26 protein-coding genes, 1 riboswitch and 2 other annotated features (1 of these 29 only partly in view) are annotated in these 25,150 nt (G+C 35.0%); of the genes, 17 read left to right on the top strand and 9 right to left on the bottom strand.

The window, feature by feature from the left end; translation table 11 throughout:
* Nucleotides 1–152, top strand: a binding site (T-box leader) (it extends 97 nt beyond the left edge of the window).
* 111 nt (nt 153–263) lie between these two features.
* Nucleotides 264–1,619 carry a sodium-dependent transporter gene (locus tag COL05_RS24070; protein ID WP_142337641.1) on the top strand — a complete coding sequence of 452 codons (1,356 nt, stop codon included), beginning with the start codon at nt 264–266 and terminating at the stop codon, nt 1,617–1,619.
* Nucleotides 1,620–1,649: 30 nt separating this feature from the next.
* Here COL05_RS24070 and COL05_RS31520 read toward each other — a convergent pair whose 3' ends face one another.
* Nucleotides 1,650–1,811, bottom strand: a complete 162-nt coding sequence (locus tag COL05_RS31520; RefSeq protein WP_170957703.1) for a hypothetical protein — start codon at nt 1,809–1,811, stop codon at nt 1,650–1,652.
* A gap of 101 nt (nt 1,812–1,912) precedes the next feature.
* Nucleotides 1,913–3,175 (bottom strand): murein hydrolase activator EnvC family protein, encoded by a 1,263-nt coding sequence (locus tag COL05_RS24065; RefSeq protein ID WP_098670417.1) that lies wholly within the window; start codon nt 3,173–3,175, stop codon nt 1,913–1,915.
* Between the two features lie 492 nt (nt 3,176–3,667).
* On the opposite strand from COL05_RS24065, the gene gltP reads away from it, so the two are divergent.
* The 9 genes from gltP to COL05_RS24020 all read left to right on the top strand — a co-directional run bounded on the left by gltP (nt 3,668) and on the right by COL05_RS24020 (nt 11,382).
* Complete coding sequence (gene gltP / locus COL05_RS24060; RefSeq protein WP_000821138.1) at nt 3,668–4,939, top strand: glutamate/aspartate:proton symporter GltP; 1,272 nt, start codon at nt 3,668–3,670, stop codon at nt 4,937–4,939.
* 66 nt (nt 4,940–5,005) lie between these two features.
* Nucleotides 5,006–5,518 (top strand): ribonuclease FAU-1 family protein, encoded by a 513-nt coding sequence (locus tag COL05_RS24055; RefSeq protein ID WP_098670416.1) that lies wholly within the window; start codon nt 5,006–5,008, stop codon nt 5,516–5,518.
* Between the two features lie 125 nt (nt 5,519–5,643).
* Nucleotides 5,644–5,749: riboswitch (SAM riboswitch) on the top strand.
* Nucleotides 5,750–5,843: 94 nt separating this feature from the next.
* Nucleotides 5,844–7,160 (top strand): Na+/H+ antiporter NhaC family protein, encoded by a 1,317-nt coding sequence (locus COL05_RS24050; RefSeq protein ID WP_098670452.1) that lies wholly within the window; start codon nt 5,844–5,846, stop codon nt 7,158–7,160.
* Between the two features lie 228 nt (nt 7,161–7,388).
* A complete protein-coding gene (locus COL05_RS24045) occupies nt 7,389–7,745 on the top strand; it encodes a lmo0954 family membrane protein (protein WP_000808632.1) in 357 nt (118 codons plus the stop codon).
* A 45-nt stretch (nt 7,746–7,790) separates the two neighbouring features.
* On the top strand, nt 7,791–8,453 hold the full coding sequence (locus tag COL05_RS24040) for a PspA/IM30 family protein (protein ID WP_000814138.1): 663 nt from the start codon (nt 7,791–7,793) through the stop codon (nt 8,451–8,453).
* Nucleotides 8,454–8,559: 106 nt separating this feature from the next.
* Nucleotides 8,560–9,300 carry a cell wall-active antibiotics response protein LiaF gene (gene liaF / locus COL05_RS24035; protein WP_000716089.1) on the top strand — a complete coding sequence of 247 codons (741 nt, stop codon included), beginning with the start codon at nt 8,560–8,562 and terminating at the stop codon, nt 9,298–9,300.
* Nucleotides 9,300–10,355, top strand: a complete 1,056-nt coding sequence (locus tag COL05_RS24030; protein ID WP_098670415.1) for a sensor histidine kinase — start codon at nt 9,300–9,302, stop codon at nt 10,353–10,355. The genes liaF and COL05_RS24030 overlap by 1 nt, the downstream gene beginning before the upstream one ends.
* Entirely contained in the window at nt 10,352–10,984 is a 633-nt protein-coding gene (locus tag COL05_RS24025; protein ID WP_000598703.1) for a response regulator, read from the top strand. The genes COL05_RS24030 and COL05_RS24025 overlap by 4 nt, the downstream gene beginning before the upstream one ends.
* 59 nt (nt 10,985–11,043) lie before the next feature.
* Complete coding sequence (locus COL05_RS24020) at nt 11,044–11,382, top strand: DUF3922 domain-containing protein (RefSeq protein WP_142337645.1); 339 nt, start codon at nt 11,044–11,046, stop codon at nt 11,380–11,382.
* Between the two features lie 24 nt (nt 11,383–11,406).
* Here COL05_RS24020 and brnQ3 read toward each other — a convergent pair whose 3' ends face one another.
* Nucleotides 11,407–12,762 (bottom strand): branched-chain amino acid transport system II carrier protein BrnQ3, encoded by a 1,356-nt coding sequence (gene brnQ3, locus COL05_RS24015; protein WP_098670413.1) that lies wholly within the window; start codon nt 12,760–12,762, stop codon nt 11,407–11,409.
* Nucleotides 12,763–12,818: 56 nt separating this feature from the next.
* Nucleotides 12,819–13,076, bottom strand: a binding site (T-box leader).
* Between the two features lie 271 nt (nt 13,077–13,347).
* On the opposite strand from brnQ3, the gene COL05_RS24010 reads away from it, so the two are divergent.
* The gene (locus tag COL05_RS24010) at nt 13,348–13,557 is read left to right on the top strand and encodes a hypothetical protein (RefSeq protein ID WP_000880630.1); all 210 of its coding nucleotides are present in this window, start codon (nt 13,348–13,350) and stop codon (nt 13,555–13,557) included.
* A gap of 39 nt (nt 13,558–13,596) precedes the next feature.
* Here the strand turns inward: COL05_RS24010 and COL05_RS24005 are convergent, their stop codons facing one another.
* Nucleotides 13,597–14,373 (bottom strand): class I SAM-dependent methyltransferase, encoded by a 777-nt coding sequence (locus COL05_RS24005; protein ID WP_098670412.1) that lies wholly within the window; start codon nt 14,371–14,373, stop codon nt 13,597–13,599.
* Nucleotides 14,374–14,481: 108 nt separating this feature from the next.
* Between COL05_RS24005 and COL05_RS24000 the strand changes: the two genes are divergently transcribed.
* Nucleotides 14,482–15,333 carry a YhfM domain-containing protein gene (locus COL05_RS24000; RefSeq protein WP_142337640.1) on the top strand — a complete coding sequence of 284 codons (852 nt, stop codon included), beginning with the start codon at nt 14,482–14,484 and terminating at the stop codon, nt 15,331–15,333.
* Between the two features lie 217 nt (nt 15,334–15,550).
* On the opposite strand, the gene COL05_RS23995 is transcribed toward COL05_RS24000, so the two are convergent.
* Nucleotides 15,551–15,748 carry a hypothetical protein gene (locus COL05_RS23995; protein WP_001053353.1) on the bottom strand — a complete coding sequence of 66 codons (198 nt, stop codon included), beginning with the start codon at nt 15,746–15,748 and terminating at the stop codon, nt 15,551–15,553.
* 147 nt (nt 15,749–15,895) lie between these two features.
* On the opposite strand from COL05_RS23995, the gene COL05_RS23990 reads away from it, so the two are divergent.
* The 3 genes from COL05_RS23990 (at nt 15,896) to hmpA (ending at nt 18,994) form a co-directional block, all read left to right on the top strand.
* Entirely contained in the window at nt 15,896–16,993 is a 1,098-nt protein-coding gene (locus COL05_RS23990) for a site-2 protease family protein (protein WP_098670411.1), read from the top strand.
* 114 nt (nt 16,994–17,107) lie between these two features.
* Nucleotides 17,108–17,626 carry a hypothetical protein gene (locus COL05_RS23985; RefSeq protein ID WP_098670410.1) on the top strand — a complete coding sequence of 173 codons (519 nt, stop codon included), beginning with the start codon at nt 17,108–17,110 and terminating at the stop codon, nt 17,624–17,626.
* Nucleotides 17,627–17,785: 159 nt separating this feature from the next.
* Nucleotides 17,786–18,994, top strand: a complete 1,209-nt coding sequence (gene hmpA, locus COL05_RS23980) for an NO-inducible flavohemoprotein (protein ID WP_098670409.1) — start codon at nt 17,786–17,788, stop codon at nt 18,992–18,994.
* A 30-nt stretch (nt 18,995–19,024) separates the two neighbouring features.
* Here hmpA and COL05_RS23975 read toward each other — a convergent pair whose 3' ends face one another.
* Nucleotides 19,025–19,537, bottom strand: coding sequence for a Crp/Fnr family transcriptional regulator (locus COL05_RS23975; RefSeq protein ID WP_098670408.1), 513 nt, complete (start codon nt 19,535–19,537; stop codon nt 19,025–19,027).
* Between the two features lie 170 nt (nt 19,538–19,707).
* On the opposite strand from COL05_RS23975, the gene COL05_RS23970 reads away from it, so the two are divergent.
* Nucleotides 19,708–19,935 carry a hypothetical protein gene (locus tag COL05_RS23970; protein WP_000882907.1) on the top strand — a complete coding sequence of 76 codons (228 nt, stop codon included), beginning with the start codon at nt 19,708–19,710 and terminating at the stop codon, nt 19,933–19,935.
* Nucleotides 19,936–20,229: 294 nt separating this feature from the next.
* Here the strand turns inward: COL05_RS23970 and COL05_RS23960 are convergent, their stop codons facing one another.
* The 3 genes from COL05_RS23960 to COL05_RS23950 form a co-directional block, all read right to left on the bottom strand.
* The gene (locus COL05_RS23960) at nt 20,230–21,030 is read right to left on the bottom strand and encodes a sulfite exporter TauE/SafE family protein (RefSeq protein WP_098670407.1); all 801 of its coding nucleotides are present in this window, start codon (nt 21,028–21,030) and stop codon (nt 20,230–20,232) included.
* Nucleotides 21,031–21,147: 117 nt separating this feature from the next.
* Nucleotides 21,148–22,146 carry an inorganic phosphate transporter gene (locus COL05_RS23955; protein WP_098670406.1) on the bottom strand — a complete coding sequence of 333 codons (999 nt, stop codon included), beginning with the start codon at nt 22,144–22,146 and terminating at the stop codon, nt 21,148–21,150.
* 11 nt (nt 22,147–22,157) lie between these two features.
* On the bottom strand, nt 22,158–22,778 hold the full coding sequence (locus COL05_RS23950; RefSeq protein WP_000231448.1) for a DUF47 domain-containing protein: 621 nt from the start codon (nt 22,776–22,778) through the stop codon (nt 22,158–22,160).
* Nucleotides 22,779–23,090: 312 nt separating this feature from the next.
* On the opposite strand from COL05_RS23950, the gene COL05_RS23945 reads away from it, so the two are divergent.
* The gene (locus tag COL05_RS23945) at nt 23,091–25,133 is read left to right on the top strand and encodes a transglycosylase domain-containing protein (protein WP_098670405.1); all 2,043 of its coding nucleotides are present in this window, start codon (nt 23,091–23,093) and stop codon (nt 25,131–25,133) included.
* The last annotated feature ends 17 nt before the right edge of the window (nt 25,134–25,150 follow it).

Below are 25,150 nucleotides of genomic sequence, written 5' to 3'. Positions count from 1 at the left end.
GCGAGAGGTATGTTGAACATTGTAGTAGGCAACCCGGGTTCCGCCGTTAAAAGGATAGAGTATCGGAGTTTTTCCTGTACTTGAACAAGTGGGATTTATCAATCCAATTGAGGTGGTACCACGGTATTTACATTACATATATCGTCCTCTACATGCATATTTGCGTGTAGGGGACTTTTTTATTTTCTAAAGGAGGTGTGCGAGTATGAAATGAAAGTGTATAATTAACAAAAGTTTAAATATTCAGAAAAGGAGAAATTATAATGAAAGAAACACAGCAATGGACGTCGAAAATAGGCTTTGTACTCGCAGCAGCCGGAGCCGCAGTAGGTCTTGGTGCGATATGGAAATTTCCATATGTTGCAGGTAATGGTGGGGGAGGCGCATTCTTCCTTGTATTTTTACTATTAACTTTATTTATAGGTATGCCGCTTCTTTTAGCTGAATTTGTTATTGGGCGTAGTACGCAAAAAGAGGCAGTTACAGCGTATAAAGTATTGGTGCCAAATAGCAAGTTATATCCTTGGATTGGTCGTATGGGAGTTGTTACTTGTTTTAGTGTACTATCTTTTTATAGTGTTGTAGGTGGATGGATTTTACTGTATTTATACTATAGTGTTACAGGAAGCTTCTGGAATGGTGTTGTTGATTATGGACAATTGTTTGGTGAAACGATTTCAAATCCAGTAAGCGCAATTGGAGCGCAATTTCTCTTTATGCTTTGCACTATTTTTGTTGTAAGTAAAGGTGTAGAGAAAGGGATAGAAAAAGCAAGTAAGTATATGATGCCGCTATTATTTATTTTGTTTATTGCTATCATTATTCGTGCATTGACACTCGATGGTGCTTTTGCTGGGGTAGAGTTCTTCTTGAAACCGGATTTTTCAAAGTTGACAGCAGATACGATTTTATACGCGATGGGGCAATCGTTCTTCTCGCTAACAGTTGGTGCCTCAGTAATGGTAACGTATAGTTCCTATTTGAAGAAAGAAGAACATTTAGCGAAATCAGCAACATCTATTGTAAGTTTAACTGTTTTTATTACAGTACTTGCAGGATTAGCAATTTTCCCGGCGATTTTCGCATTAGGCGTTAAGCCGACTGAAGGGCCAGGACTACTGTTTATCGTCCTTCCAGCAGTATTTGCAAAAATACCATTTGGACAATTTTTCTTCATTATGTTTTTAGTGTTATTCTTCTTTGCAACGTTAACATCTGCGATTTCCATGCTTGAAATTGTAGTAGCATCTGTTGCGAAAGATAATGAGAAAAAGCGCCCATCAGCATCGTTATTAATTGGTATTCTTATTTTTGGAGTTGGAATCCCGTCAGCCCTATCGTTTGGAATTATGAGTGATGTGAAAATATTTGGGAAAACATTCTTTGACTTAGTCGATTTCTCGGTAAGTAACGTATTACTGCCGCTTGGGGTATTAGCCATTTCGCTATTCGTACCAAATAAAATGAGTAAAGAAATGTTAATGAAAGAATTAGAAGTTACGGAAACAAAAGGGAAAACGTTATTTAATATTTGGTTTTTCTTGCTTCGTTATGTTATTCCGGTAACTGTAATTATTGTATTTTTAAATGCGATAGGCGTATTTAAAATGTTTGCATAATAAAAAGACGGAGAAATCTCCGTCTTTTTATTATGTTGTAGGTGTATTTAATAAGCGTTGATAGGCTTTATAGGCTGTCACGACTGCAATAAATGATCCGATTAAAAATAACGCTGAGCCGCCAAATGTAAATAACCGACCAATGTAAGTTTCTCTAGCTTCTTCTATTTTTTGTTGTAATTGTGTATTCATATCATTCACCCCGTAAACTATAGGCATTTAGTTGTAGTCTATGTGGAATGCCTATAGTGTGTGAAGGGGAAATAAAAAAACTCGGTATGCACCGAGTTTTTTTATAATCCGATATAAGGAGATGGATCAACTGCGTTTGTTTTACCGACATTCCATTCTCCAAGATGAAGTTCGAAGTGTAAATGTTGTCCGTATGATTGGCCAGTATTCCCCATAAATCCAAGTTGAGTTCCTTGTTTTACAGTTTGTCCATTCGATACAGAACGGCTACTCATATGAGCATATACTGTTGTGTATGTTTTTCCGTTTATACGGTGAGATAAGTACACAACATTTCCGTAACTAGATGATAATTCTGAGCGAATAACAACGCCATCTGCAGCGGCAATAATTGGAACCGTTCCTGAAGCTGCGATATCGATTCCTTTATGGTTATCTATAGAGCGCACGCCAAAACCAGAAGTTTTTGATCCAGCTGCTGGTTTAATAAATCCACCAACGTTTGTATCGTGAGGTACTGGAGCAGCTTGAGCAGGTGTGGCAGCTTGTTTGCGAGCTTCCTCTGCCTTACGTGCTTCTTCAGCTTTACGAGCTTCTTCCGCGCGTTTTTCTTCTTCAATTGCTTTTTGAACAGCTTGACGCTGATTTTCTAAAATGCCTTTAGATTCTTCTAATCCTTCAATCTCTGAATCTACTTTTGCTACTTTCGTATGTAGATCGCTAATAAGAGTTTGTTGCTGTTGTTGGTTATTTTGTAATTCTTGTTGTTTTTGTTCTAATTTTTGCTCGGATTCTTTCAATTGTTGCTCTTTTTTCTCAACAGCCTCTTTTTCTTTCGTCACAGCATCTTGGTCAGTTGTTTGTTTTTTCACAATATCAGTATCGTTGTTTAAAATTAAACTGACAGAATACATATTATCAACAAGATCAGCAATGTTTGCAGAATTTGTTAATACTTCAGTAATGATATTCGTGCGAGGTTTTTCTTGCATAGATTGAAGTCGTTGCTTAATAACTTCCTGGCGTGTATCTATGTTTGTTTGTAATTGCTCTATATGTTTCTTTTTGTCAGTTATTATTTGTTGTGTTTTACTAATTTCTTTTTTTGTATCGTTTAACTCAGCTTCGTTTTTATTAATAGAAGTAGTTAAGTCATCGATTTTCTTTTGTAATTCTTGAATTTCTTTTTCTATTTGTTCTTTCTCAGCTGATTTATTTTGTAAGTCATTTTGTTTTCCTTCTAATTTAGATTGAATATTAGATAATTTATCTTGATTCGTTTCAGCGTATACGGGTGAAAGTAGTGGAGAAACAAAAATGGTTCCTGCTGCTAAAACGCTAAACGCTGCAAATTTCTTTTTCATGGTTGTCTAACTCCTTTCCCTATGAATGTTATATATCATAAGAAGAAGAGTGTCTATCGTTGTAATCATAATGTAAAGAAAATTTTATAAAATTGCTAAGTTTTGTCGGAATTTAGCATTTTTCAACAGTAATTGTAATGATGATTGTATTTTTTTAGTTTATGCAACAAAGGTGTATTCTGGATTTCATCTGTGAAATAAAGGAAAAAAGCGCGCCTTTATATAGTGAAATTTAAGTTGAAAACCCTCTAAAATACTAGTAGGGAATCGTTCTCATGTTAGGTTTTCTGACATGGGATTTGTTTTTGTCAAGAAAATTATTTGTGTTCAGGAAAAGTTATTTTGTTGTCAGATTTTAAATTTTGATTTATGATTTTTAACAGGGACAAAATGTAGTGAATTGTCGAATAATATGTAATACTCTTAATTTCAAGTTTTATAGATATAGAATGAGAGGTAGAGTGACACATCGAAGAGGGGGTTACAACAAATATGAAAAGAATAGGACTTGCATGGCAAATATTAATTGGACTTGCGCTAGGTATTGCAGTTGGGGCGATTTTCTTTGGCAATCCGGCAGTGGTGAGTTATTTACAACCAATTGGTGATATTTTTATCCGATTAATTAAAATGATCGTTGTACCGATTGTTGTAGCAAGTATTGTTGTTGGGGTTGCTGGTGTTGGCGATGTTAAAAAATTAGGTCGACTAGGCGGAAAAACAATTATTTACTTTGAAATTATTACAACAATTGCAATTATTGTCGGTCTGTTAATTGCGAATATTTTCCAACCAGGAAAAGGCGTAAATATGGAGCAGTTAACGAAGACAGATATTTCGAAATATACACATACGACAGAGCAAGTACAAAGTCATTCATTTGCAGATACATTTGTAAATATTGTTCCAACGAACATTGTAAAGTCATTAGCTGACGGAGATATGCTTGCTATTATCTTCTTCTCTGTATTATTTGGTTTAGGTGTAGCGGCAATTGGTGAAAGAGGAAGACCAGTTCTTCAATTTTTCCAAGGTGTAGCTGATGCAATGTTTTACGTAACAAACCAAGTTATGAAATTTGCACCATTTGGTGTATTTGCGTTAATTGGAGTTACAGTTTCTACATTTGGTCTTTCGTCATTAATTCCATTAGGGAAATTATTAATTGTAGTATACGGAGCAATGATTTTCTTCGTTGTAGTCGTATTAGGAATTACAGCGAAAATATTTGGAATTAACATTTTCCAATTCTTTAAGATTTTAAAAGATGAACTGATCTTAGCGTACTCTACAGCAAGTTCAGAAACAGTTTTACCAAAAATCATGGAGAAAATGGAGAAGTTCGGTTGTCCAAAGGCAATTACATCTTTCGTTATTCCGACAGGTTATTCATTTAACTTAGATGGATCAACTTTATATCAAGCAATTGCAGCTATTTTCTTAGCGCAAATGTACGGTATTGATTTATCCATTACACAACAAATTACATTATTGCTTGTATTAATGCTTACATCAAAAGGTATTGCGGGTGTACCTGGCGTATCATTCGTTGTATTATTAGCGACACTTGGTACAGTAGGTATTCCAGCTGAAGGTTTAGCCTTTATCGCTGGTATTGACCGTATTTTAGATATGGCTCGTACAGCAGTTAACGTTGTAGGTAACTCTTTAGCAGCTGTAGTTATGTCTAAGTGGGAAGGTCAGTATGACGCTGAAAAAGGACAAGCCTACTTGAAAGAAATTTCTAATAAGCAAGCAGCTTAATTATAATTTGAACAAGCTCTCACATAATATGTGGGGGCTTTTCTATATAGAAGGGGAGCAGACGAAATGAAACGTAAATATGGTGACGGTTCTTCGTGGAAGCGACTAATAGAGAAAGATTATACGGTTAAGCAAGTCGAAGAGGGAATGCTAGGAATACTGGAAATAAAAAAGGTGAGAGAACCTAGTTGTAAAGAATATGATGGTAAAGAGCTTTGTATTGCTGGCGATCGGTATACGTGGATTCAGTATTTCATAAACGGGAAAAACTTTGCGATTACCGCTATGTTAGATGATCAAAAAGAATTAGTACAATATTATATCGATGTGGCGAAAGAATATGAAATAGACGAACGTGGTTTACCGTATTTTGATGATTTATATTTAGATGTAGTGTTATTACCGAACGGTAAAATGTATATATTGGATGAAGATGAGCTAGAGGATGCTTATAAAAGTGGCGATGTTACAAAAGAAGAGTATGAATTGGCTTGGTACACTACGAAATGGATCATAGATGCAATAAAAAATAGTGAATTTTATTGGATTTCAATATTGAAAGAAGAAATCAAAAGTTAAAATGATTGTTGTATTTAAATTTTTGTATAATTACCAAAAAAATCTATACAAAAAATAATTGACTTTTGTTTTGTAAGCGAGTAAAGTTAGGGAAGAAATTATTATTAAAAAATAAATATGAAACCTTCTTATAAAGAGAGGCGGAGGGACTGGCCCTACGATGCCTCGGCAGCGGACTCGATTTCAGAGTGCTGTGCCAAATCCAGCAAGCATGTGCTTGAAAGATGAGAAGAGCGTTTCTTATAGATGTATAAGACCTCTTCTCATTGGAAGAGGTCTTTTGTTATTTATTAGAAAAAGGTTGAAACTAGGGAGAGATGGTACTTTGAAAGAAACGAGAGGAAATGGTTTGGCTTTATTACCACTTGGGATATTTTTGGCGCTATTTATTGGTTCTGGAATTATTACAGGTGATTTCTATAAATTGCCGATACTTGTAGCGATTTCAATTGCTGTGGGAGTCGCTTTAGCAATGAATCGTAAAGAAAGTTTTCATGTAAAAGTAGAACGATTTGCTAAAGGTGCAGGGAACCCGGATATTATGATTATGGTTCTAATTTTTGTACTGGCAGGAGCATTTTCTGAAACAGCAAAAGGGATGGGCGGCGTTGATTCTACAGTTAACTTAGCGTTATCCATTTTACCACAAGGATTTATCGTAGCTGGAATTTTTGTTATAGGGGCATTTATTTCATTAGCGATGGGAACTTCAATGGGTACAATTGCTGCATTAGCACCAATTGCTGTAGGTATTAGTGGGCAAACTGATATCTCCATTGCACTTACGATGGCTACTGTTGTTGGTGGAGCGATGTTTGGTGATAATTTATCATTTATTTCAGATACAACAATTGCAGCCGTACGTTCACAAGGAACGGAAATGAAAGATAAGTTTAAAACAAACTTTTTAATTGTATTACCAGCAGCGATTATTACAATTGTACTATTAGTAATCGTTACTTTAGGAAGCGATACGCAGATTAAAGCGCATAGCTTTGACTGGATAAAGATTTTACCGTATGCAGGAGTACTTATTACAGCATTACTTGGCTGGAATGTACTTATCGTGTTAACTGGTGGAACTGTATTATCAGGTGTTATCGGTCTTTTAGATGGAAGTTACACGTTAGAGAGTTTCTTTAAAAGTGTAACGACTGGAATGGGCGGTATGATGGAGTTAGTATTACTTGCTATTTTAATTGGCGGTATGGTCGAACTGATTCAATATAACGGTGGCATTCAATATTTAATGAATATTTTAACTCGTAACATTCGTTCAAAAAAAGGAGCAGAGTTTGGTATCGCTGGTTTAGTAGGTATGACGAATATGTGTACAGCGAATAATACGATTTCTATTATCTTTACAGGTCCACTTGCGAAAAACATTGCAGATCAATATGAAATTGATCCCCGTAAATCAGCGAGTGTTTTAGATCTTTTCTCATGCTGTGTGCAAGGATTAATACCGTACGGCGCGCAAATGTTAACAGCAGCAGGATTTGCGGCGTTATCTCCGGTTGAATTGTTGCCATATGCGTTTTATCCGATTTTAGTTGGAGTATGTGGAATCATTTCTATATTAATTGGTTTCCCGCGGTTTTCTAAAGTAGCGGGAAAGAAAGAGTATGATAAAACAGCATAATGAAAATGAAGTTTATGAATCGTAACGAAAGCCGTACAGAGAATGTTCTCTGTGCGGCTTTTTATGTGCGGAAAAAGAGTGAATGATTCTATCCTACCGTATGTTTTTACAAAAGGCTGAATGCAACTCGGTCTTAAGTCTGAGTCGAAAACGGTTCTTAAGCTCGTTATGGAAAAAAGAAAAAATAGTTAAGATAAGAGTATCAAATCGAAGGGAGGCAAGCACAAGATGAAACAATTTCTAGCGTTTATCGCGGCTGGTATTTTAGCTTTAATTGCTCTTGGCAGTCTTGCTGGTATTATAGGATTCGCAATTGGAGCAGGAGTTGTGTACTGGAGCTATAAATCATTTGTGCGAGCACAATCATTTTTTGGAAAGTTAGCTTGGGGTATTGTTGGTTTAATCGGCTTGTCCATCGCCCTTTCTCATTCCCCAGCATTAATCGGTATTGCAGCATTAGTAGTTTTATACTACGGATACCGTGAGTGGAAAAAAGAAAAAGATGTAGTTGTTGATTCTGCTCCAGAAAGTTCTAAACCATATAGCAACTTTGAAGATGAGTGGAACAAGTTAATGAAAAACTAATATAAAATAAATCAAATTTATAAAGTAGAAGAGAGGAAGATTATAATGAAACAATCTTTATTCGGACGTGTACGCGATGCAATTTTAGCAGATTTTCATAATGTGTTAGATGAGAAAGAAAGAAAAAATCCAATCGCTATGTTAAACCAATATTTACGCGATAGTGAGCGTGAAATCACAAAAATTGAGAAGTTAATTCAGCGTCATAAAACATTAAAATCTAATTTTGCTCGTGAACTTGAGCAAGCGCGATATTTCGTTAATAAAAGATCGAAGCAAGCAATCATTGCTCAAGAAGCAGGCGAACTACAACTACATGAGCGTGCTTTAGAGGAAGTAGCTTATTATGAAGGGCAAGTAACTCGATTAGAAGAAATGTATGCAGGTGTTGTAGAGCAAATTGATGAGTTAGAGCGTCGTCTTTCTGAAATGAAAAATAAATTAAAAGAAATGCACGCAAAGCGTATGGAATTAATGGCACGTGAAAATATGGCGCATGCAAATCGCCGTATGAATACTGCGATGCATAAAATGGATGAAAATAATCCATTTTTACGATTTGAAGAAATTGAGGATCATATTCGCGACTTAGAAACTCGTATGAATGAGGAACATGAACGTGACACATTTGATATGAAGATTGCAAAGCTTGAGCGTGAAATGAAGGAAAAGAATGATGTATCGTTAACGAAAGAGTTAACAAAATAATAGTAGTATATTATAAAACAGGCTTATGATATAGTGATAGGAGAAAAGGTATTGGAAAGCAATGCCTTTTCTTCTATGTATATGTGACAAGAAGGGGGGAGCTGAAATGAAGAAACATTTTTCAAAAACACAATTAATGGGGATGCTCCTCATCATATTTGGATTCGGTCTTTTTCTTGATATGATACTTGGACATTTTGAACCAGGTGGTCTCATTTTTGCATTTATTATGCTTATGTTTGGAAGGCATTATCGTAAAAAGAATCGTTATGTACGGGGAAATGTATTTTTATTTGTTGGTGGTATCGTATTTTTATTCTTCTTATTTTCATCAGCAGCATTTGTTCTTGTCGTATTCGCTTGTTTAGCTTTAATTGGTTATCAATTGATTCAACAAGGGCATAAGCAAAAGGCAATGAAAGTTGAAATTAAAGAAAAAGGGATTATAGACGAAGAGAAGCAAATATATCGTACAGAACCATATTTGAAAAATATGTTTGTAGGTAATGTACGAATGATGGATCATATTTATGAACTCGAGGATATTAATGTTCAATATGGTGCTTGCGATGTGGAAATAGATTTAACAACTGCTATGATTCCTGAAGGAGAAACGGTAATTGTTATTCGAGGTGTCGTTGGTAATATTCGTTTATATGTGCCATATGATATTGAACTTTCTTTAAATCATTCTGTTATTGTCGGACGGGTGCTTTTGCCAGGACATGAAGAGACAGGGTTTAACCGCAATGTTACATTTAGAACAGAGCAGTATAAAGAGGCTCCTCGTCGTATTAAAATTATTTCTTCGCTTGTCGTAGGCGATACGGAAGTGAGGAAAGTATAATGAAGAAACAAAAAAATATTTCGTGGATGTATATTCGTTATTCTATGTTGTCCTCTGTTAGTATCGCACTTATTTGTACAATTGTATATGTATGGAAGAGCGAGCAACAAGTGTATGATTTACTATGGAAGGAATCCATCGCTTCTGTTCCAATTGGCTTGTTTATTATGACTACAAGTTTACTTATCGGGGGAATTGTAGGATATGCAATCGGTTACTATATAGAGCAGCGTATACAAGGATTAAATACGTTTTTATTTGAAGTAGAGCGAGGGAATTTTCCGAGCGATGTTTCGTTTACTGCAGATGATGAATTTCATGAAGTGGAACGAAAAGTAATCGGTCTTGCTCGTCGATTAGAGGAGCAAGCTGGACTCTTTCAAAAAGTAACGAATGAACGAGCTCATTGGAATGAAGAGATGAGACAAGAAGCGATTTCCCAAGAGAGGCATCGATTGGCGAGGGAGCTGCATGATTCTGTAAGTCAGCAGCTTTTTGCAATGTCGATGATGATGTCGGCTATTAATGAACAAGTAGCTGAATTTCCAGAAACGACGAAAAAGCAGTTGCAGCTCGTTGAAAATATGGTTGTAAATGCACAATCAGAAATGAGAGCATTACTTCTTCATTTACGCCCAGTACAGTTAGAAGGTAAGAAGCTAACAGAGGGAATAGAAGAGTTATTAACAGAACTTTCTAGAAAGCAACATATGAAAATTGAATGGTTAATCGATCCAATAGAATTGAAAAAAGGTGTAGAAGATCATTTATTCCGCATTGTACAAGAGGCGCTTTCTAATACTTTACGGCATGCGAAGGCAAAGAAAACGGAAGTGCGTCTTCGAAAAATTGATCAATATGCAATTCTAAAAATTATTGATGATGGTGTTGGATTTGAAGTTGGAGTTAATAAAGCTGGTTCATATGGTTTAAGATCAATGCAAGAGCGTGTTCATGAAATTGGTGGGACATTAAAAGTGCTTAGTTTTCCGGCTAAAGGTACGCAAATAGAAGTGAAAGTACCGATTATGATTGAGAGAGGGGGAGAATCATGATAAAAGTATTACTAGTGGATGATCATGAAATGGTTCGAATGGGTGTATCAGCATATTTATCAACACAGCCAGATATTGAAGTAGTTGGAGAAGCTGAAAATGGGAGAAAAGGTGCAGAGTTAGCTTTGCAATTAAGACCGGATATTATTTTGATGGACCTTGTCATGGATGAGATGGATGGGGTTGAAGCAACACGAGCTATTATTCAGGAATGGCCAGAAGCAAAAATTGTAGTTGTAACGAGCTTTTTAGATGACGAGAAGTTGTACCCTGTAATTGAGGCTGGAGCGACAAGTTATTTATTAAAAACATCAAGAGCGAGTGATATAGCAGACGCTGTACGAGCTACTTATGATGGAGAAACGGTATTAGAGCCAAAAGTTACTGGTAAAATGATGTCTCGTATGCGTCAGAAGAAAGAACAACCTTTGCATGAGGAGTTAACAGAAAGAGAGTCTGAAATTTTGTTATTAATTGCAGAAGGGAAAAGTAATCAAGAGATTGCAGATGAATTGTTTATTGCTCTCAAAACAGTAAAGACACATGTGAGTAATATATTAAATAAGCTTAATGTAAGTGATCGTACACAGGCGGTTATTTATGCATTTAGACATCAATTGACGAAATGATAAAGTGAAGGCTAATAATCAGTGGGAGGGCTATCTCACTGATTATTAGTTTGCACCAAATTTTTTTATTGACGATAATAAATGTAAGCGTTATCATTAGGTTGTTAACAGTACATATAAAGGGGAGAATGTATATGTTAGTTCAAACTATATTCGGCATGGATAAGTCTAAAAAACTAGGGGATTATGTGAACGCATTACAAGCGCTTTGTGAACAATATAATGTTGAAACAGATAAAATTGCAATTGTTGAGGCGACAGAAGAGTACTATTTATTTTTAGTAAAGCAAGAAGAGTCCTATGATGTTGTCAAAGTAGAAACGGTGGATACAAATATCGACTATTATACGAAAGCTTATAAAATAAGTAGCTTTAATCATACTGCTTATCGAATGTAAAAAAACTCCCATGCGGGAGTTTTTTTAGGATGCTTTTACTTCATGAGATTCGTTTAGTAAAGGAACTTTTTTTGCACCGCTTAGCTTAGCGATTGTAAGGCCAATAAGAGCTCCGGCTAATGCTGGTATTAGCCAGCCAATTCCTTCATTATATAAAGGGATAAACTCAAAATATGGTGTGATAAATGAAATGGAAATACCACCTTGTTTTAATCCATCAAATACGCTTACAATTGCTGCTCCAATTAAAGTACCTACATAAACAGAGCGATACCCACCGAAATATTTATGAAGTAACGATAGTAGAACAAGTACAATCGCAATTGGATATACGACAAGTAGGATTGGAACAGAGATAGCAATAATTTTTGTTAAACCTAAGTTGGCAACTAATAATCCTAATGCGCAAATGATGCTAGCGTACGTTTTGTATGAAAATTTAGTCAATAATGTTGAGAAGTATTGACTACATGCAGATACAAGTCCAACACATGTTGTTAAGCAAGCGAGTGTAACGATAAGAGATAATAGAAACAAACCGTATGGACCGAATAACTGTTGTACGATGACAGTAAGTAATTGTCCACCATTTTTTGCGTATCCGAGAGAGACACTAGTTGCACCGAGCCAGCCAAGTGCACCATATACAAGTACGAGACCGATAGCGGCAATAAGTCCTGCTTTTGCTGTTGCGATGGCAATGGATTTACGATCCTGTACACCTTTAGAACGAATGGCATTTACAACGATAATTCCAAATGCAAGTGCCGAAATGGTATCCATCGTTAAGTATCCTTCCATAAAGCCCTTGAAGATTGGAGAAGTTTGATACTCTTGCATTGCTAGTCCTGATTGCCCGAGTGGTGTAAATACACTTTTAACAAATAACAAGAAAATAGAGAGTAATAAAATAGGTGTTAAAATATTTCCAATGCGATCGACAAGTTTAGATGGATTTAAACTAAGCCAAAATACGATTGCGAAGAAAATGATCGTGTATAAAAATAGTGCTAGACTACTAGAGCGAATTGTTTCTGGTAAGAAAGAACTAACACCCATTTCATAAGCGACATTTGCAACGCGTGGAATTCCCATAGAAGGACCGATAGCGATGTATACAACAACAGTAAAGAAAATTCCGAATAATGGGTGAACATGACTTGCGAGTTGTTGCATACCATTTCCTGATAAAGAAATTGCAATAACAGTTAATAATGGTAAACCGACCCCTGTTAGTAAAAATCCAATTATTGCAGGCCAAAAGTTTTCACCTGCATTTTGTCCAAGCATGGGAGGGAAAATTAAATTACCTGCCCCAAAAAATAAAGAAAATAGCATAAGACCCGTGAAAAAAATATGTTTTTTTGATACAGTGTTCATTGTTTTTCCTCCTTTTTTACATTCATTTGTAAGAACACAAAAAACTCGTCCCTAAAGAAAGGGACGAGTTATATTTACCCGCGATACCACCCTAATTTATACATGTAGAAATGAGTCTATATGTATACGGCTTTACAACGTACAACATGATACGTGTTCCTTGTAACGGGGGACAGCCGGTAAGAACTTACTGTAACATTCGGTTCTACTTCTCGGAGATGATTTTCGGCTACGCACTGAACGTTGGCTTTCAGCAATCGCCAACTCTCTGGGGGACAGTCCTATAACGTACTCGTTCTCGTCAATGAATTTTTATTCAAGTATTCTGACAGTATTGTCACATGTTTTTTTTTGAAAGTCAATATTTTTTTGAAAGATATATTTAAATAGCGAAATATCGAATGTGATTTTCATTGTTGTAAAGGGAATGGTGAATTGTAAAACGAGGGTGAAATTTTGTGGAGAATTGTAAAATTTGTAGAGAAAGTTGATATTTATAGGAGTAAAGAAGGGATTGTTTGAATTTACAGAGAATAATACAACAATCCACTTGCTGGAAAGAACAAACCAAAAGAGGTGACTGAAATGCTTGCGATGGGAGTATTATTTGGCATTATTGCTATAATTGGTTTTATGTGGTTATATTATTCGCGTTCGTTTAAACAAGCAGAAGTTTTACTCTTTCAAAAAGGTAGTTTGTTGACAAATCAGTCTAGATATTTAGTATGTCCGAAGTGTGGAAGTGCACAGGCCAGAAGTGGAGGATATCAAGAGTGTTGCAAAATTAGATTATGAAAGAAGGAAGCCTCACATTATTTTGTGAGGCTTCCTTCCTTACAATTTCATGGCGCTCCAAATTGTCCACCGATCCCTTTCGATAATAGGAGATACGTTTTGCAAGGCAGTCTGTACTTGTTGTAGAAGTTGAGAAAGTTCATGATCTGTTAATTCGAATAGAATAGATCGACCTGTTCGAGGTGATAAATCTTGTAATAATGCTTCTACAGAATCATGTATTTTTCGTACTTCCCATTGTGTTTGAGTGGGGAATACGTGAAGAAAATATTTTTGTAATTCTTGTTGTATCGTGGTGGTTTTTGGACGTCTTTTTGCTTCAATTTCAATGAGTTTTGGAAAGATAGAGAAAAAATATCCACGGATGTGTTCGGGGCTTCCAGGAATTGTACAATCTTCAATGGTTCGGTCTTGTACAATGAATACACCGTTTTTCTTTAATATACGAGAAGCTTCACGTAGAAATATGGGAATGTCGTGTAAATGATGAATAACTGCGCGTGAAATAACAATGTCGAATGTATCATTAGGATATGGAACGCTATGTGCATCACCGTGAATGAATGAAATGTTTGAAAAGCCGCTACAATTTTCTTTTGCAGCTTGTAATATTTCTTTTGAAAAATCAAGTCCAACAACACTTTCTGCTCCCATAAGGGCAAGTTCTTTCGTATAAATTCCGCCACCACAGCCGATATCAATAATTTGCTTGTTTTGTATATTTGTAATACTTTTTATCATCTCTCCCCAAGAACTATGGGCGTTTCGCTGTGCGTATGTGTATTTATTATTTGCATCGTGAAAATTAATGGACATGAAAAAGACCTCCTTTCAATGCTTAGTATAGCGTATTTTATAGTGTGTCACGTTTTGGTTTTTTGTATGAAGATTATAAGAATTTCTTATTATAAAAGGAGGATTAAATTGAAAAGGAAATATGTATTGTTAATGGTTGTTATGTTACTAGCATCCTGTAGTCAAACTGAGCCAAAAAAAGAAACAGAAAAAATAGAAGAGACGGTGAATGAAGTGAAAGAAACGATAGGGGTAACCGTTATACAAAAAAAACATAAAGAGAAAAAGTTACAGAAATCAGAAGCGAAGTTAGTAATAGACATTATGGATAAAGCTGAGAAACAAGAAATAACAGGAAGCTTCGGTGAACCTGAATACGAAATACAAATTAGTAGAGATGGAAAGAAAGAAACGTATTATGCATGGCTAAGAGGGGAAGATAGACGAGGATGGATACAACATAAGCAAGCTATGTATATGCTGAATAAAAAAGATACGGAAAAGCTCTTGGCTATATTTCCAAATGTTTCAGAAAAAATAGAAGGTGAGAAGCAGGTAGGTTCTTTAACGGAAGTAACAAAAAAAGATTTGCAGATTACTGCGTTTCATATTAAAGCAGGAGATCAAAAAGTGGATTATACAGTACGGTATACGATTTCACAATCACTATACAATAAGTTAGAAAAGGAACAAGAATATTATTTGCAAGTCATTTATCCGGAAAAAGTTCAAAAATTAATTGGAGCAAAAGAAAGTAAAGAAATTTCAGGTGAAAAGGTAAAGGAAGGATATAAACAGTATGAACTACACGCTACTGTGCAGGTAAAAGATGCTTCACAATCACAATTAAAGGCATTAGAAACATATTATGAAAATTATGATTTGAAAATATTAAATAGTAAAAAAGAGAAAATAGGTGTTTTTCAAAATATCATTCAAATTGTGAAAGAGTATGGTGAAAAAATGAATTTACAAAGATAAAGTGAAACTTTAATCAGTGGGGGTTGTCTTCATCCCCCACTGATTNNCTAAATTCTTTGCTTTCGCTGCATTTTGAGGTGGGGGTCTTACTGCCCATTAAAGCGGGATAGAGTGAAACTTTAGTTAGCACTTATGGATCGGAATGAATGTGGATTTGTAAAGTCTAAATGACCTTTCCTAGGAAATGATAATAGAGAGGGGAAAAATCCCCTCTCTATTACTTTGCTTTCGCAGATGGCTCATTCATTGATTTTCGTGTAATAAGAAAAGAAATCATAAGAGCGGAAAGGATGATAAGGGCAATAAATACGTGATTGGGCAACAAATCTAATAATAATACGTAACTAACGGTATAAAAAATAAGAGTTGAAGCTAAAAACGATAGAGCGCCTATTATGAGAGATTGTAAATTCATCCGTAAACACCTCCTTTTATTTATATTTTTGTCTAAAATTGGATTATATAAACATTATTTCTAATAATAGAAATAAATATGTCATAATAGAGAAAAGAACAAGCTTTGGTGAATAGAATTCATTAATGAGAGATAAAGGAGAGGAATATGAAAAATAATAAAAAAGGATTATGGGGAATTATTGTTGCAATAGGGCTATTTTTACTTTCTAAGTTAAAGTGGGTATTTGCAATTTTTAAATTAGCAAAGTTTTCAACGGTGTTTAGTATGTTTCTATCACTTGGTGCATACGCAGTTATATATGGTTGGAAATTTGGGGTAGCACTCATTTATTTGTTGTTTATTCATGAAATGGGCCATTTATGGGCTGCAAAAAGAAAGGGTATACCAACATCGCCAGCAATATTTATTCCATTTATGGGCGCTCTTATTGGGATGAAAGAGATGCCGAAGAATGCAAAAGATGAAGCTTACATCGCCTATATGGGACCTCTTTTCGGATTGTTGTCATTTTTACCTGCAATCCCACTTTATATAATAACGAAAGAGCCATTTTGGGCATTAATTATTTTACTTGGAAGTATGATTAACTTCTTTAACTTGATTCCAGTTTCTCCATTAGATGGTGGGCGAATTATTTCAGTTGTAAGTACAAAGATTTGGGGAGCGGGCCTTATTGTATTGCTCGGTTATTCTATTTACTTTAAAAGTATTTTGGGAGGGTTTATTTTTATTATCGGCTGTATGGAATTATATAGAGTAATAAAGAGAGATGGGCCAATTAAGGAATTAGGGTATAGAACTGATGGAATGAAAGAATATGTTGCAAGACTTGAGGAGGAGTTAAAAGAAACTGGTGCAGTACATCGAAATATATATATGATGCAACATGAAATAAATGTATTAAGGCAAAAAGAACGGGAGAAAGAATTAAAAACAGGAGAACTCCAAAAGATTGAAGTGTTAGAGTATCTTTTACGAAAGTTTGAGCCACTTGATTACGTCCCATATGAAGATGAAAAAGAAACACATACCATTCATATAAGAGAAGCATTTGAAATGTCAGAAAGAAAATTACAGGAATGGGATGCGGAAAAGAGACAACAGGAAAACTATTACAAAGTGGATATGAAAACGAAATGGACGGTATGTGCTTGTTATATCGGATTAATGGCTATACTCGGTTACACGGCTTATGAAGGATATGTTGTTTTGCAAGAGCATTTGCCAACGAGAAATGTATAGAAAAATATTGTCGAAATGATAGGAAGGATTTATACAGGAATTATATTTCTACGAGAGAATGTTACAAGTATAGTCATACATTGTAATATTTTTAGTAGAGAAGGAGTTCTGTATATGAAGAAATTGTTACGTGTATTCGGGATTATTATCGTGATGATCATTGCGAGCTATAGTCTTATGAAAGTGTTGTTATATTATGCGAATAAGCCTGCTAAAGTAAATACAATAGCTCAAATAGAAGATGTACAAGAAGAGGCAAAAGTGCTAGATTTTATTCGTATGACACATGAAAGCTATAATAATTTCTTAAATTATGGTAAAGCAGAGAATTATACAGAAGGGGACTGGAACCAATTTAAACAATGGTTTCAACAACAAGAATCATCTTTAAAAAATATACATACAGAAATAAAGAATGAAAAAATAAAACGCGACGTAAATAGAAGCTATGAAATTGTAAAAAAAGGTGTGGAACTTCAAAATATTGAGTATGTAGTTTATGCACATCGTGTATACCATGACTTAGATATTATCGTAAATAAATATACAGGTGAGACGAACATCTGGGGGTATACAGAATTTGGAGGTGGGAAAGATATAAAGGTAATTGAACAAGCTATTCAGTCTAAATAATAAGCTAGCTAGAATTCTAGTTGGCTTATTTTTTTTTGTAAGTGTAATGTTCATATATTTTTCACAAAAACACCGTGTTAATAGTGATTAAAATCACAATCTGTATTATACAATTCAGTTAAACTAAAAACAGTTAAGGAAATAGAGGAGTGGGATACAATGTTAAGTGAAAAAACAATTGAAATCGTAAAGTCAACAGTACCATTATTACAAGAAAAAGGCGTTGAAATTACAACGAGATTTTATAAAATTTTATTTTCGGAGCATCCGGAGTTATTGAATATTTTCAACCATACAAATCAGAAAAAGGGAAGGCAACAACAAGCGTTAGCGAATACTGTGTATGCAGCTGCAATGTACATTGATAATTTAGAAGCTATTATTCCAGTTGTAAAACAAATTGGTCATAAGCATAGAAGTTTAGGCATTAAAGCAGAGCATTATCCAATTGTAGGTACATGTTTACTACGTGCGATTAAAGAGGTCGCAGGCGCACCTGATGAAGTGTTAAATGCATGGGGAGAAGCTTATGGTGTCATTGCTGATGCATTTATTAGCATTGAAGCAGAGATGTATGAAGAAGCGGCACATAAAGAGGGCGGATGGAAAGATTTCCGTAACTTTGTAGTTGTTAAAAAAGTGAAGGAAAGCGATGTTATTACGTCATTTTATTTAAAACCTGAAGATGGAGGGAAAGTTTCTTCATTCATCCCAGGACAATATGTAACGGTTCAAATAAATATTGAAGGTGAAACATATACACATAATCGTCAATATAGCTTATCAGATGCTCCTGGAAAAGAATATTATCGTATTAGTGTAAAGAAAGAAAAAGGTGTAGATACACCGGACGGTAAAGTATCAAATTACTTACATGATCATGTAAAAGAAGGCGATATGTTACCAGTAAGTGCACCAGCAGGAGATTTCGTATTAAATATGGATTCAACATTACCAGTTGTACTAATTAGTGGTGGAGTAGGTATTACACCAATGATGAGTATGCTAAATACGTTAATTGAACAAGATTCAAAACGTAATGTATGTTTTGTTCATGCCGCACTAAATAGTAATACACATGCAATGAAAGGACATGTTGAGGCAGTAGATAATGAATACGAACAAGTTAAAGCATACACTTGCTATTCGGCACCGACTGAAAAAGATTTGGAAATGAAAAACTTTGATAAAGAAGGTTTCATTGAAGCTGAATGGCTGCAAACGATTATTCCGACAACGGAAGCAGAATTTTACTTCTGTGGCCCAGTACCATTTATGAAACATATAAATGCAGTACTAACTAATTTAGGTGTGAAACAAGAGCATATTCATTATGAATTTTTCGGTCCAGCAGCAAGCTTACAATAGATGTAATGTGAATAAGCAAAAAACGAGGTATTATTTTACCTCGTTTTTTATTTGTTCTCGTAATAGTCGATTTACCGTTTCGCGGCGTATACCAATGAGCTGACCAATTTCAGTTTGTGTTAATATTTCATATATAGGAATGTCACCTAAATATAGTGTGAACCATTCTTGTAAGCGATGAAGACGTTCTTTTGGAGAGACGGTCGTCAATTGATCGATACGTTGCTGCATCATTCTTAATTTTGATTGTAATTGCATAGCGATATTTGCATATGATGCAGGATTTGCCTGAAGTTGATCGTACCACTCATTACTCATTATAGGTTCAACTTCTGTTTTCATTAAAGCGATTGCTGTACCGTGATATTCCTTCGGTGAAATTAAGGAATGGTGAGGTATCGTTTCTCCTGGAACGATAATGTTGAATAGAAATGGTGTTCCATCTTCTTCTATCCTTACTACTTTTAATAAACCTGTTTTTATAAAATATAAAGGACCGTCCTCGCCTTGACGGAATAATACATCTCCTTTGTGTAGAATCAATGTTAGCCCCCCATTTAAACATTTCTATTTCTTTTCTTTTAGCGTATATGTATAAAGACAATATGCTATTTAAACAGCAATTTCATTGACGAAATATATGCTATTACAGTAGTATACTATTTAGTGTGTAATAGTACTAGCAATGAATACGCTGTAGGGGGTTTAGTATATTGTTAGATGCGATAAAAATGACGGATATGAGAATTCCGGCGAATGCTATCATTCATGTAGAAGAGATGAAGGGTGGAGTCGTGTTATCCGTTGAAGTGGACGGCCAAATTATTTATACGATGGCTTATGATGAAGAAACAGATAGTTATGCTGAATTATATGATCGAAACGATAAGAGGGCGTGCCAAGTACATGAGGATTTTATGGGATGGTCACTTCTTCACTAAAAAAGATGTCAATATGACATCTTTTTTTATTAAACCGATAGAATATACAAAGAAATGAAATATAAGGATAAAATTTGTAATAAATGATTTTACATTGTTAGCACTTTGTAACTGCAAGTAAACTATTTTTTCGCTATCATAAAGATAACAGTCGCAGTTATAGGAGTGGTCAACGTGAAGAAAGTACATATTTCTAATTACATGCTATTATGTGTTTGTTTCATTTTATTTGTTCTCTTAGGAGGATTTTTATATTCATGTGTATAAGAAAAAACGCATTCTAAAAAGAACGCGTTATAAAAAAGAAGTAATGATTAATCTAGTTCCGAGAATAATTAATGTGATACGTAATAAATTAATTACGGCGTTACCGCTTAATTTTGTATTAATATAAGCCCCGATTTTTCCGCCAATCCATGCACCAGGAATAAGAATTAATGCATAAATCCAGCTGACATTTCCAAGGGATATGTGAGTTGCAGAACTTACAATTGCTGATAGAAATACGATAAACATCGAAGTTGCTACAGCAATATGTGCTGGGAATGCAAAAAGTAGCATCATTGCTGGAACAAGTAAGGCACCGCCACCAATTCCAAATAAACCAGATATAAAACCAACTATAAAGGCGATAAAGATAGCGAGAAGCGGTGGGAATTGATAGTGAACAGTGTTTCCTTCGTTATCTGTAAAAGAACGTTTAATTACAGTCATATTTGATAAAGAAAGGGGTTTTAATTTGTCTCGTAACATAAGAAGAATGGAGACAAAAATAAGGAAAATCCCAAAATATAAAGAAAATGTATCTTGGTTTAAAAATTTATTTGCCCAGGAGCCAATGATACCACCAGGGCCACTCCCGATAAATAAAATAAGTCCACTTTTGTAATCTACTCGTTTATGCTTCATATAAGTAAGGGTGGAAGATAGTCCTGTAAAAACGACTGTTACCATTGAAGTTCCTACTGCAAGTTGTGGTGATAGGCTGTGTAATCCTATTAATAACGGAACAATAATAATTCCGCCGCCAAGCCCGACTAGACTCCCGACTGTTCCGGCGATTAGTCCGACGAAAAGTAACATGATGTATTCCAAAATTGCCAACTCCTCTATATAACTTATCCACCAATTATTATACACGCTTTTTCATGAGAAAAAGCTTTGTTCACAAAAAAGTCGTCTTCCTAGAAAAATAAGGAAGACGACTTTTAATTAAAAGATTAAGTGTAATAAAGAGTAAAATAAAGCAGCTAAAGAAGCTGAAATAGGAAGTGTAATAACCCAAGTAATTAACATGCGTTTTGCAGTTCCCCATTTTACACCTTTCACACGATGAGAAGCACCAACCCCTAAAATAGAAGAAGAGATAACGTGCGTCGTACTAACTGGTAAGTGAATGAATGTTGCCCCGAAAATAACAAGAGATGATGATAAATCAGCAGCTACACCATTTACAGGACGAATTTTCATAATTTGTCCACCGACAGTTTTAATAATTTTCCATCCGCCGACAGAAGTACCAAGACCCATTGCAATCGCACAAGATAATTGTACCCAGAACGGGATGTCGCTAGAAGTATGATAACTATTGGCCATAAGAGCCATCGTAATAATTCCCATTGCTTTTTGCGCATCATTCGTACCGTGTGTATAAGCTTGTAATGCAGCAGTGAAAATCTGGAATAAACGGAAGTTTTTGTTCGTCTTCGTTAAATTGAAGTTTTTAAAGACGACTTTAAAAATACTGTATACGATATAACCGATAACAAAAGCGATAATCGGTGAAATGATTAAAGCCTCAAGAATTTTTATGAAACCTTTAAAGTTTAATGAACTAAAACCAGCAGCAGCGATAGCTGCACCTGCGATCGAGCCAATGATTGCATGCGAAGAACTACTTGGAATACCGTAGTACCAAGTAATTAAATTCCATGCTATTGCCGCAAGTAAAGCAGCTAAAATTACAAGAGAACCATTTGGTAAAGCGAATGGATCAACGATATCTTTTGTAATCGTTTTTGCTACACCTGTAAATGTCATCGCACCTAAAAAGTTCATAATAGCTGCCATAACAATTGCATGTCTAGGCTTTAGAGCTTTCGTTGAAACAGCCGTTGCAATAGCGTTTGCTGTATCGTGAAATCCATTGATAAAGTCAAAAGCTAAAGCGCAAATGACTACTAAAACGGTCAGTATCAAGAGTGTATCCATGATCAAACTCCTTACGCGTTCTTCATAATAATTGTTTCTAGTACGTTTGCAACGCTTTGGCAGCTATCCGCTACTTCTTCAAGCTCTTCGTAAATCTCTTTGTATTGAATAATCTTAATCGGATCTTTTTCACGAGAGAATAAGTGTTTAATCGCATGACGGCGAATATCATCACATTGTGATTCGTAATCCTTAATCTTAATCGCATTTGTACGAATGTCGACTAATTTTTTGTTAGACATTAATTCAACAGAGTTTGCAATTTCAATCGCACATTGATTAATTGCTTCTACGAATTTAATCATGTATTCATCAGCTTCTGTAATAGAATACATTTCGAATAGACCAGCACTATGATCTAATCCGTCTAATACATCATCCATACTCATTGCAAGTTGTAGGATGTCCTCACGTTCAATAGGAGTAATAAACGCTTTGTTTAGCTCCATAATGATTTCGTGAATAAATGAGTCACCTTTTGACTCATACTCTTTCATGCGCATAGAAAACTCTTTTAAATCGCTAGCATTTTTAATTTTATACTCCACGAAAAACTGCGCGCCTTCTTTTAAATTTTCGGAAACATTCATTAACATTTCAGAAAATTTATCTTTTTTTGATTTAAAGACCATTATTAGTTACCCCCACAAAAGTAATATATGTAAAATATATTGGCTAGTCAATTCTAACAAAAAACTGTCGTTTTTTAAAACATTTTATCGAAAAGTTTACAAAAACTTAACATAACTCTTATTGTTGTATTAATAATATTAATAATCAATATTGAATATCTTACTTGTAGAATGTCCTTTTCTTGCAAAAAGTATGAATGTGAAAGAAAAGCTTTACACTACAGGAAAGACTACGTTATTATAATAAATTTAAAAGGAGGTATATTCTTCCTTTTGAAAAGAAGAGTGTAAACAAATGAAGGAAGTGAACGAATGAAATTGAAGAACACTCACTTAAAAAAAATGCAGGAGTGGTTCAATAAGAGAAAGAAACTTCGTAATTCGTTAATTATATTAGGAAGTTTACTTGCTACTCTATTTATTGCTATAAATATAATAATTTCCATTCAAGACATATCTGAATTAAAACAAGCTGTTCCGCAACCGACCTTAATTTATGATGCAAATAATGAAGTTGCGACTAAATTAGCTTCTTCTAAAACAGAAGGCGTTAAAAGGAAAGATATTCCGGATATTATGGTTCAGGCAATTGTTGCAGTAGAAGATAAGGAATTTTTTAAACATCACGGTATTTACTACAGTGGAATTATAAGTGCAGTTTTTAAAAATATTACAGCAGGAGAAGTTGTAGCGGGGGGAAGTACAATTACACAACAACTTGCGAAAAATGTATTTCTGACACAAGACCGCACATACTCTCGAAAAATAAAGGAATATTTTTTAACAAAAAAAATAGAGCGCACGTATACAAAAGATGAAATTATTGAAATGTATATGAACCAAATTTATTTTGGTGAAGGTGCTTGGGGGATAAAAAGGGCAGCTAAATCTTATTTTGATAAAGAGGTAAAAGATTTAACAATTTCAGAAGCTGCAACGATTGCAGGATTAATAAAAGCACCATCTGCGTATTCACCCTATAAAAACTTTAACAAGTCAATTGACAGACGTAATGTTGTATTAAGTTTAATGAAAGAGCAAGGTTATATTTCTGACGAACAGTATAATAAAGAAAAAGAGAGCGGTCTTGTATTAAAACGTGGTGTGGATGATAAATACAAGGGAAAATACTCTCAATATGTAGACTATATTGTTAGAGAAGCGATGGACAAGTACGAATTAACACAAAATGAAATTTTAGCGGGTGGTTATCGTATTTATACAGAGCTTGATCCGAAAAAACAACAGGCTGTAGAAGATGTTGTGAATAATGATAGTTATTTCAAGGATAGTGGATCAGACCAACTGATGCAAACGGGTGTAGTTCTTATGAATCCAAAAACAGGTGGTGTACCAGCTTTAGTTGGAGGCAGAGGGCCATATCAGTTCTTACAGTTTAACCATGCAACTCAATTAAAAAGACAACCTGGCTCAACGTTAAAACCCTTAGCTGTATATGTACCAGCGTTAGAGCAAGGGTATGAAGTATACGATATATTGAAAGATGAACCATTTAATATTAAAGAATATAAACCACAAAATAGCGACCATACTTTTCACGGTGATGTGACAATGTATGAAGCCGTGGCAAAGTCGTACAATGTTTCAGCTGTTTGGCTATTAGAACAAATTGGATTAGATAAAGGATTGAAATCTTTAGAGCGATTTGGTATTCCGTTAGTGCCAGAAGATCGTACGTATCCGATTGCTTTAGGCGGTATGCATGTGGGGACATCTCCATTTGTAATGGCTCAAGCGTATAGTACATTTGCAAATGACGGTGTACAAGTGGAAGCTCATGCGATTAGAGAGATACAAAATGCTGAAGGGGAAACGATTGGAAAGTGGTATAAGAAAGAGACGCGAGTGACAAGTGAGAAAATTTCTCAAAAGATGACATATTTATTAAAAGGTGTTGTCGAAAAGGGAACGGGTGAAAAGGCGAAAGTTAATAATGTTGATACGGCAGGTAAGACAGGTACTACTCAAATTGTAAATGGACCAAGCACTGGTTCAAAGGATTCATGGTTTGTTGGATACACACCAGATTTAGTAGGTGCGATTTGGGTAGGATATGATAAAACAGATAGCGATCATTATGTTCCAGGGGGCAGTCAAACTACCACGACAATGTTCCGGGATATTATGAAAAAAGCGAATGCCAATCCAGCTCAAAAAGCATTCCAGTTATCGCTCATATCTGAGGCTGATTATAAAAAACAATTGAATACAATAGAAGAGGAAAAACGAAGAAAAGAAGAAGAGAAGAGAAGGAAAGAAGAGGAACAACAACGAAAAAAAGAACAACAAGAGTGGCTGGATAAAGTAAAAGAATGGATTCCTTCATTTTGGTAAAAGAAAGAGGCGAATAA

The organism is Bacillus sp. AFS059628 (genome assembly GCF_002571225.1).
Lineage (GTDB): Bacteria > Bacillota > Bacilli > Bacillales > Bacillaceae_G > Bacillus_A.
This window is presented reverse-complemented; position numbering and strand designations above follow the sequence as displayed.

Excerpts from the sequence above, each read along its gene's own strand:
- COL05_RS23995 (WP_001053353.1), bottom strand. The coding sequence starts at position 15,748 with ATGAATTTACAATCTCTCATAATAGGCGCTCTATCGTTTTTAGCTTCA.
- brnQ3 (WP_098670413.1), bottom strand. The coding sequence starts at position 12,762 with ATGAACACTGTATCAAAAAAACATATTTTTTTCACGGGTCTTATGCTA.
- liaF (WP_000716089.1), top strand. The coding sequence starts at position 8,560 with ATGAAGAAACATTTTTCAAAAACACAATTAATGGGGATGCTCCTCATC.
- COL05_RS31520 (WP_170957703.1), bottom strand. The coding sequence starts at position 1,811 with ATGAATACACAATTACAACAAAAAATAGAAGAAGCTAGAGAAACTTAC.
- hmpA (WP_098670409.1), top strand. The coding sequence starts at position 17,786 with ATGTTAAGTGAAAAAACAATTGAAATCGTAAAGTCAACAGTACCATTA.
- COL05_RS24030 (WP_098670415.1), top strand. The coding sequence starts at position 9,300 with ATGAAGAAACAAAAAAATATTTCGTGGATGTATATTCGTTATTCTATG.
- COL05_RS24005 (WP_098670412.1), bottom strand. The coding sequence starts at position 14,373 with ATGTCCATTAATTTTCACGATGCAAATAATAAATACACATACGCACAG.
- gltP (WP_000821138.1), top strand. The coding sequence starts at position 3,668 with ATGAAAAGAATAGGACTTGCATGGCAAATATTAATTGGACTTGCGCTA.
- COL05_RS23955 (WP_098670406.1), bottom strand. The coding sequence starts at position 22,146 with ATGGATACACTCTTGATACTGACCGTTTTAGTAGTCATTTGCGCTTTA.
- COL05_RS23950 (WP_000231448.1), bottom strand. The coding sequence starts at position 22,778 with ATGGTCTTTAAATCAAAAAAAGATAAATTTTCTGAAATGTTAATGAAT.
- COL05_RS24010 (WP_000880630.1), top strand. The coding sequence starts at position 13,348 with ATGCTTGCGATGGGAGTATTATTTGGCATTATTGCTATAATTGGTTTT.
- COL05_RS23990 (WP_098670411.1), top strand. The coding sequence starts at position 15,896 with ATGAAAAATAATAAAAAAGGATTATGGGGAATTATTGTTGCAATAGGG.
- COL05_RS24025 (WP_000598703.1), top strand. The coding sequence starts at position 10,352 with ATGATAAAAGTATTACTAGTGGATGATCATGAAATGGTTCGAATGGGT.
- COL05_RS23945 (WP_098670405.1), top strand. The coding sequence starts at position 23,091 with ATGAAATTGAAGAACACTCACTTAAAAAAAATGCAGGAGTGGTTCAAT.
- COL05_RS24040 (WP_000814138.1), top strand. The coding sequence starts at position 7,791 with ATGAAACAATCTTTATTCGGACGTGTACGCGATGCAATTTTAGCAGAT.
- COL05_RS24055 (WP_098670416.1), top strand. The coding sequence starts at position 5,006 with ATGAAACGTAAATATGGTGACGGTTCTTCGTGGAAGCGACTAATAGAG.
- COL05_RS24065 (WP_098670417.1), bottom strand. The coding sequence starts at position 3,175 with ATGAAAAAGAAATTTGCAGCGTTTAGCGTTTTAGCAGCAGGAACCATT.
- COL05_RS24070 (WP_142337641.1), top strand. The coding sequence starts at position 264 with ATGAAAGAAACACAGCAATGGACGTCGAAAATAGGCTTTGTACTCGCA.
- COL05_RS24045 (WP_000808632.1), top strand. The coding sequence starts at position 7,389 with ATGAAACAATTTCTAGCGTTTATCGCGGCTGGTATTTTAGCTTTAATT.
- COL05_RS23985 (WP_098670410.1), top strand. The coding sequence starts at position 17,108 with ATGAAGAAATTGTTACGTGTATTCGGGATTATTATCGTGATGATCATT.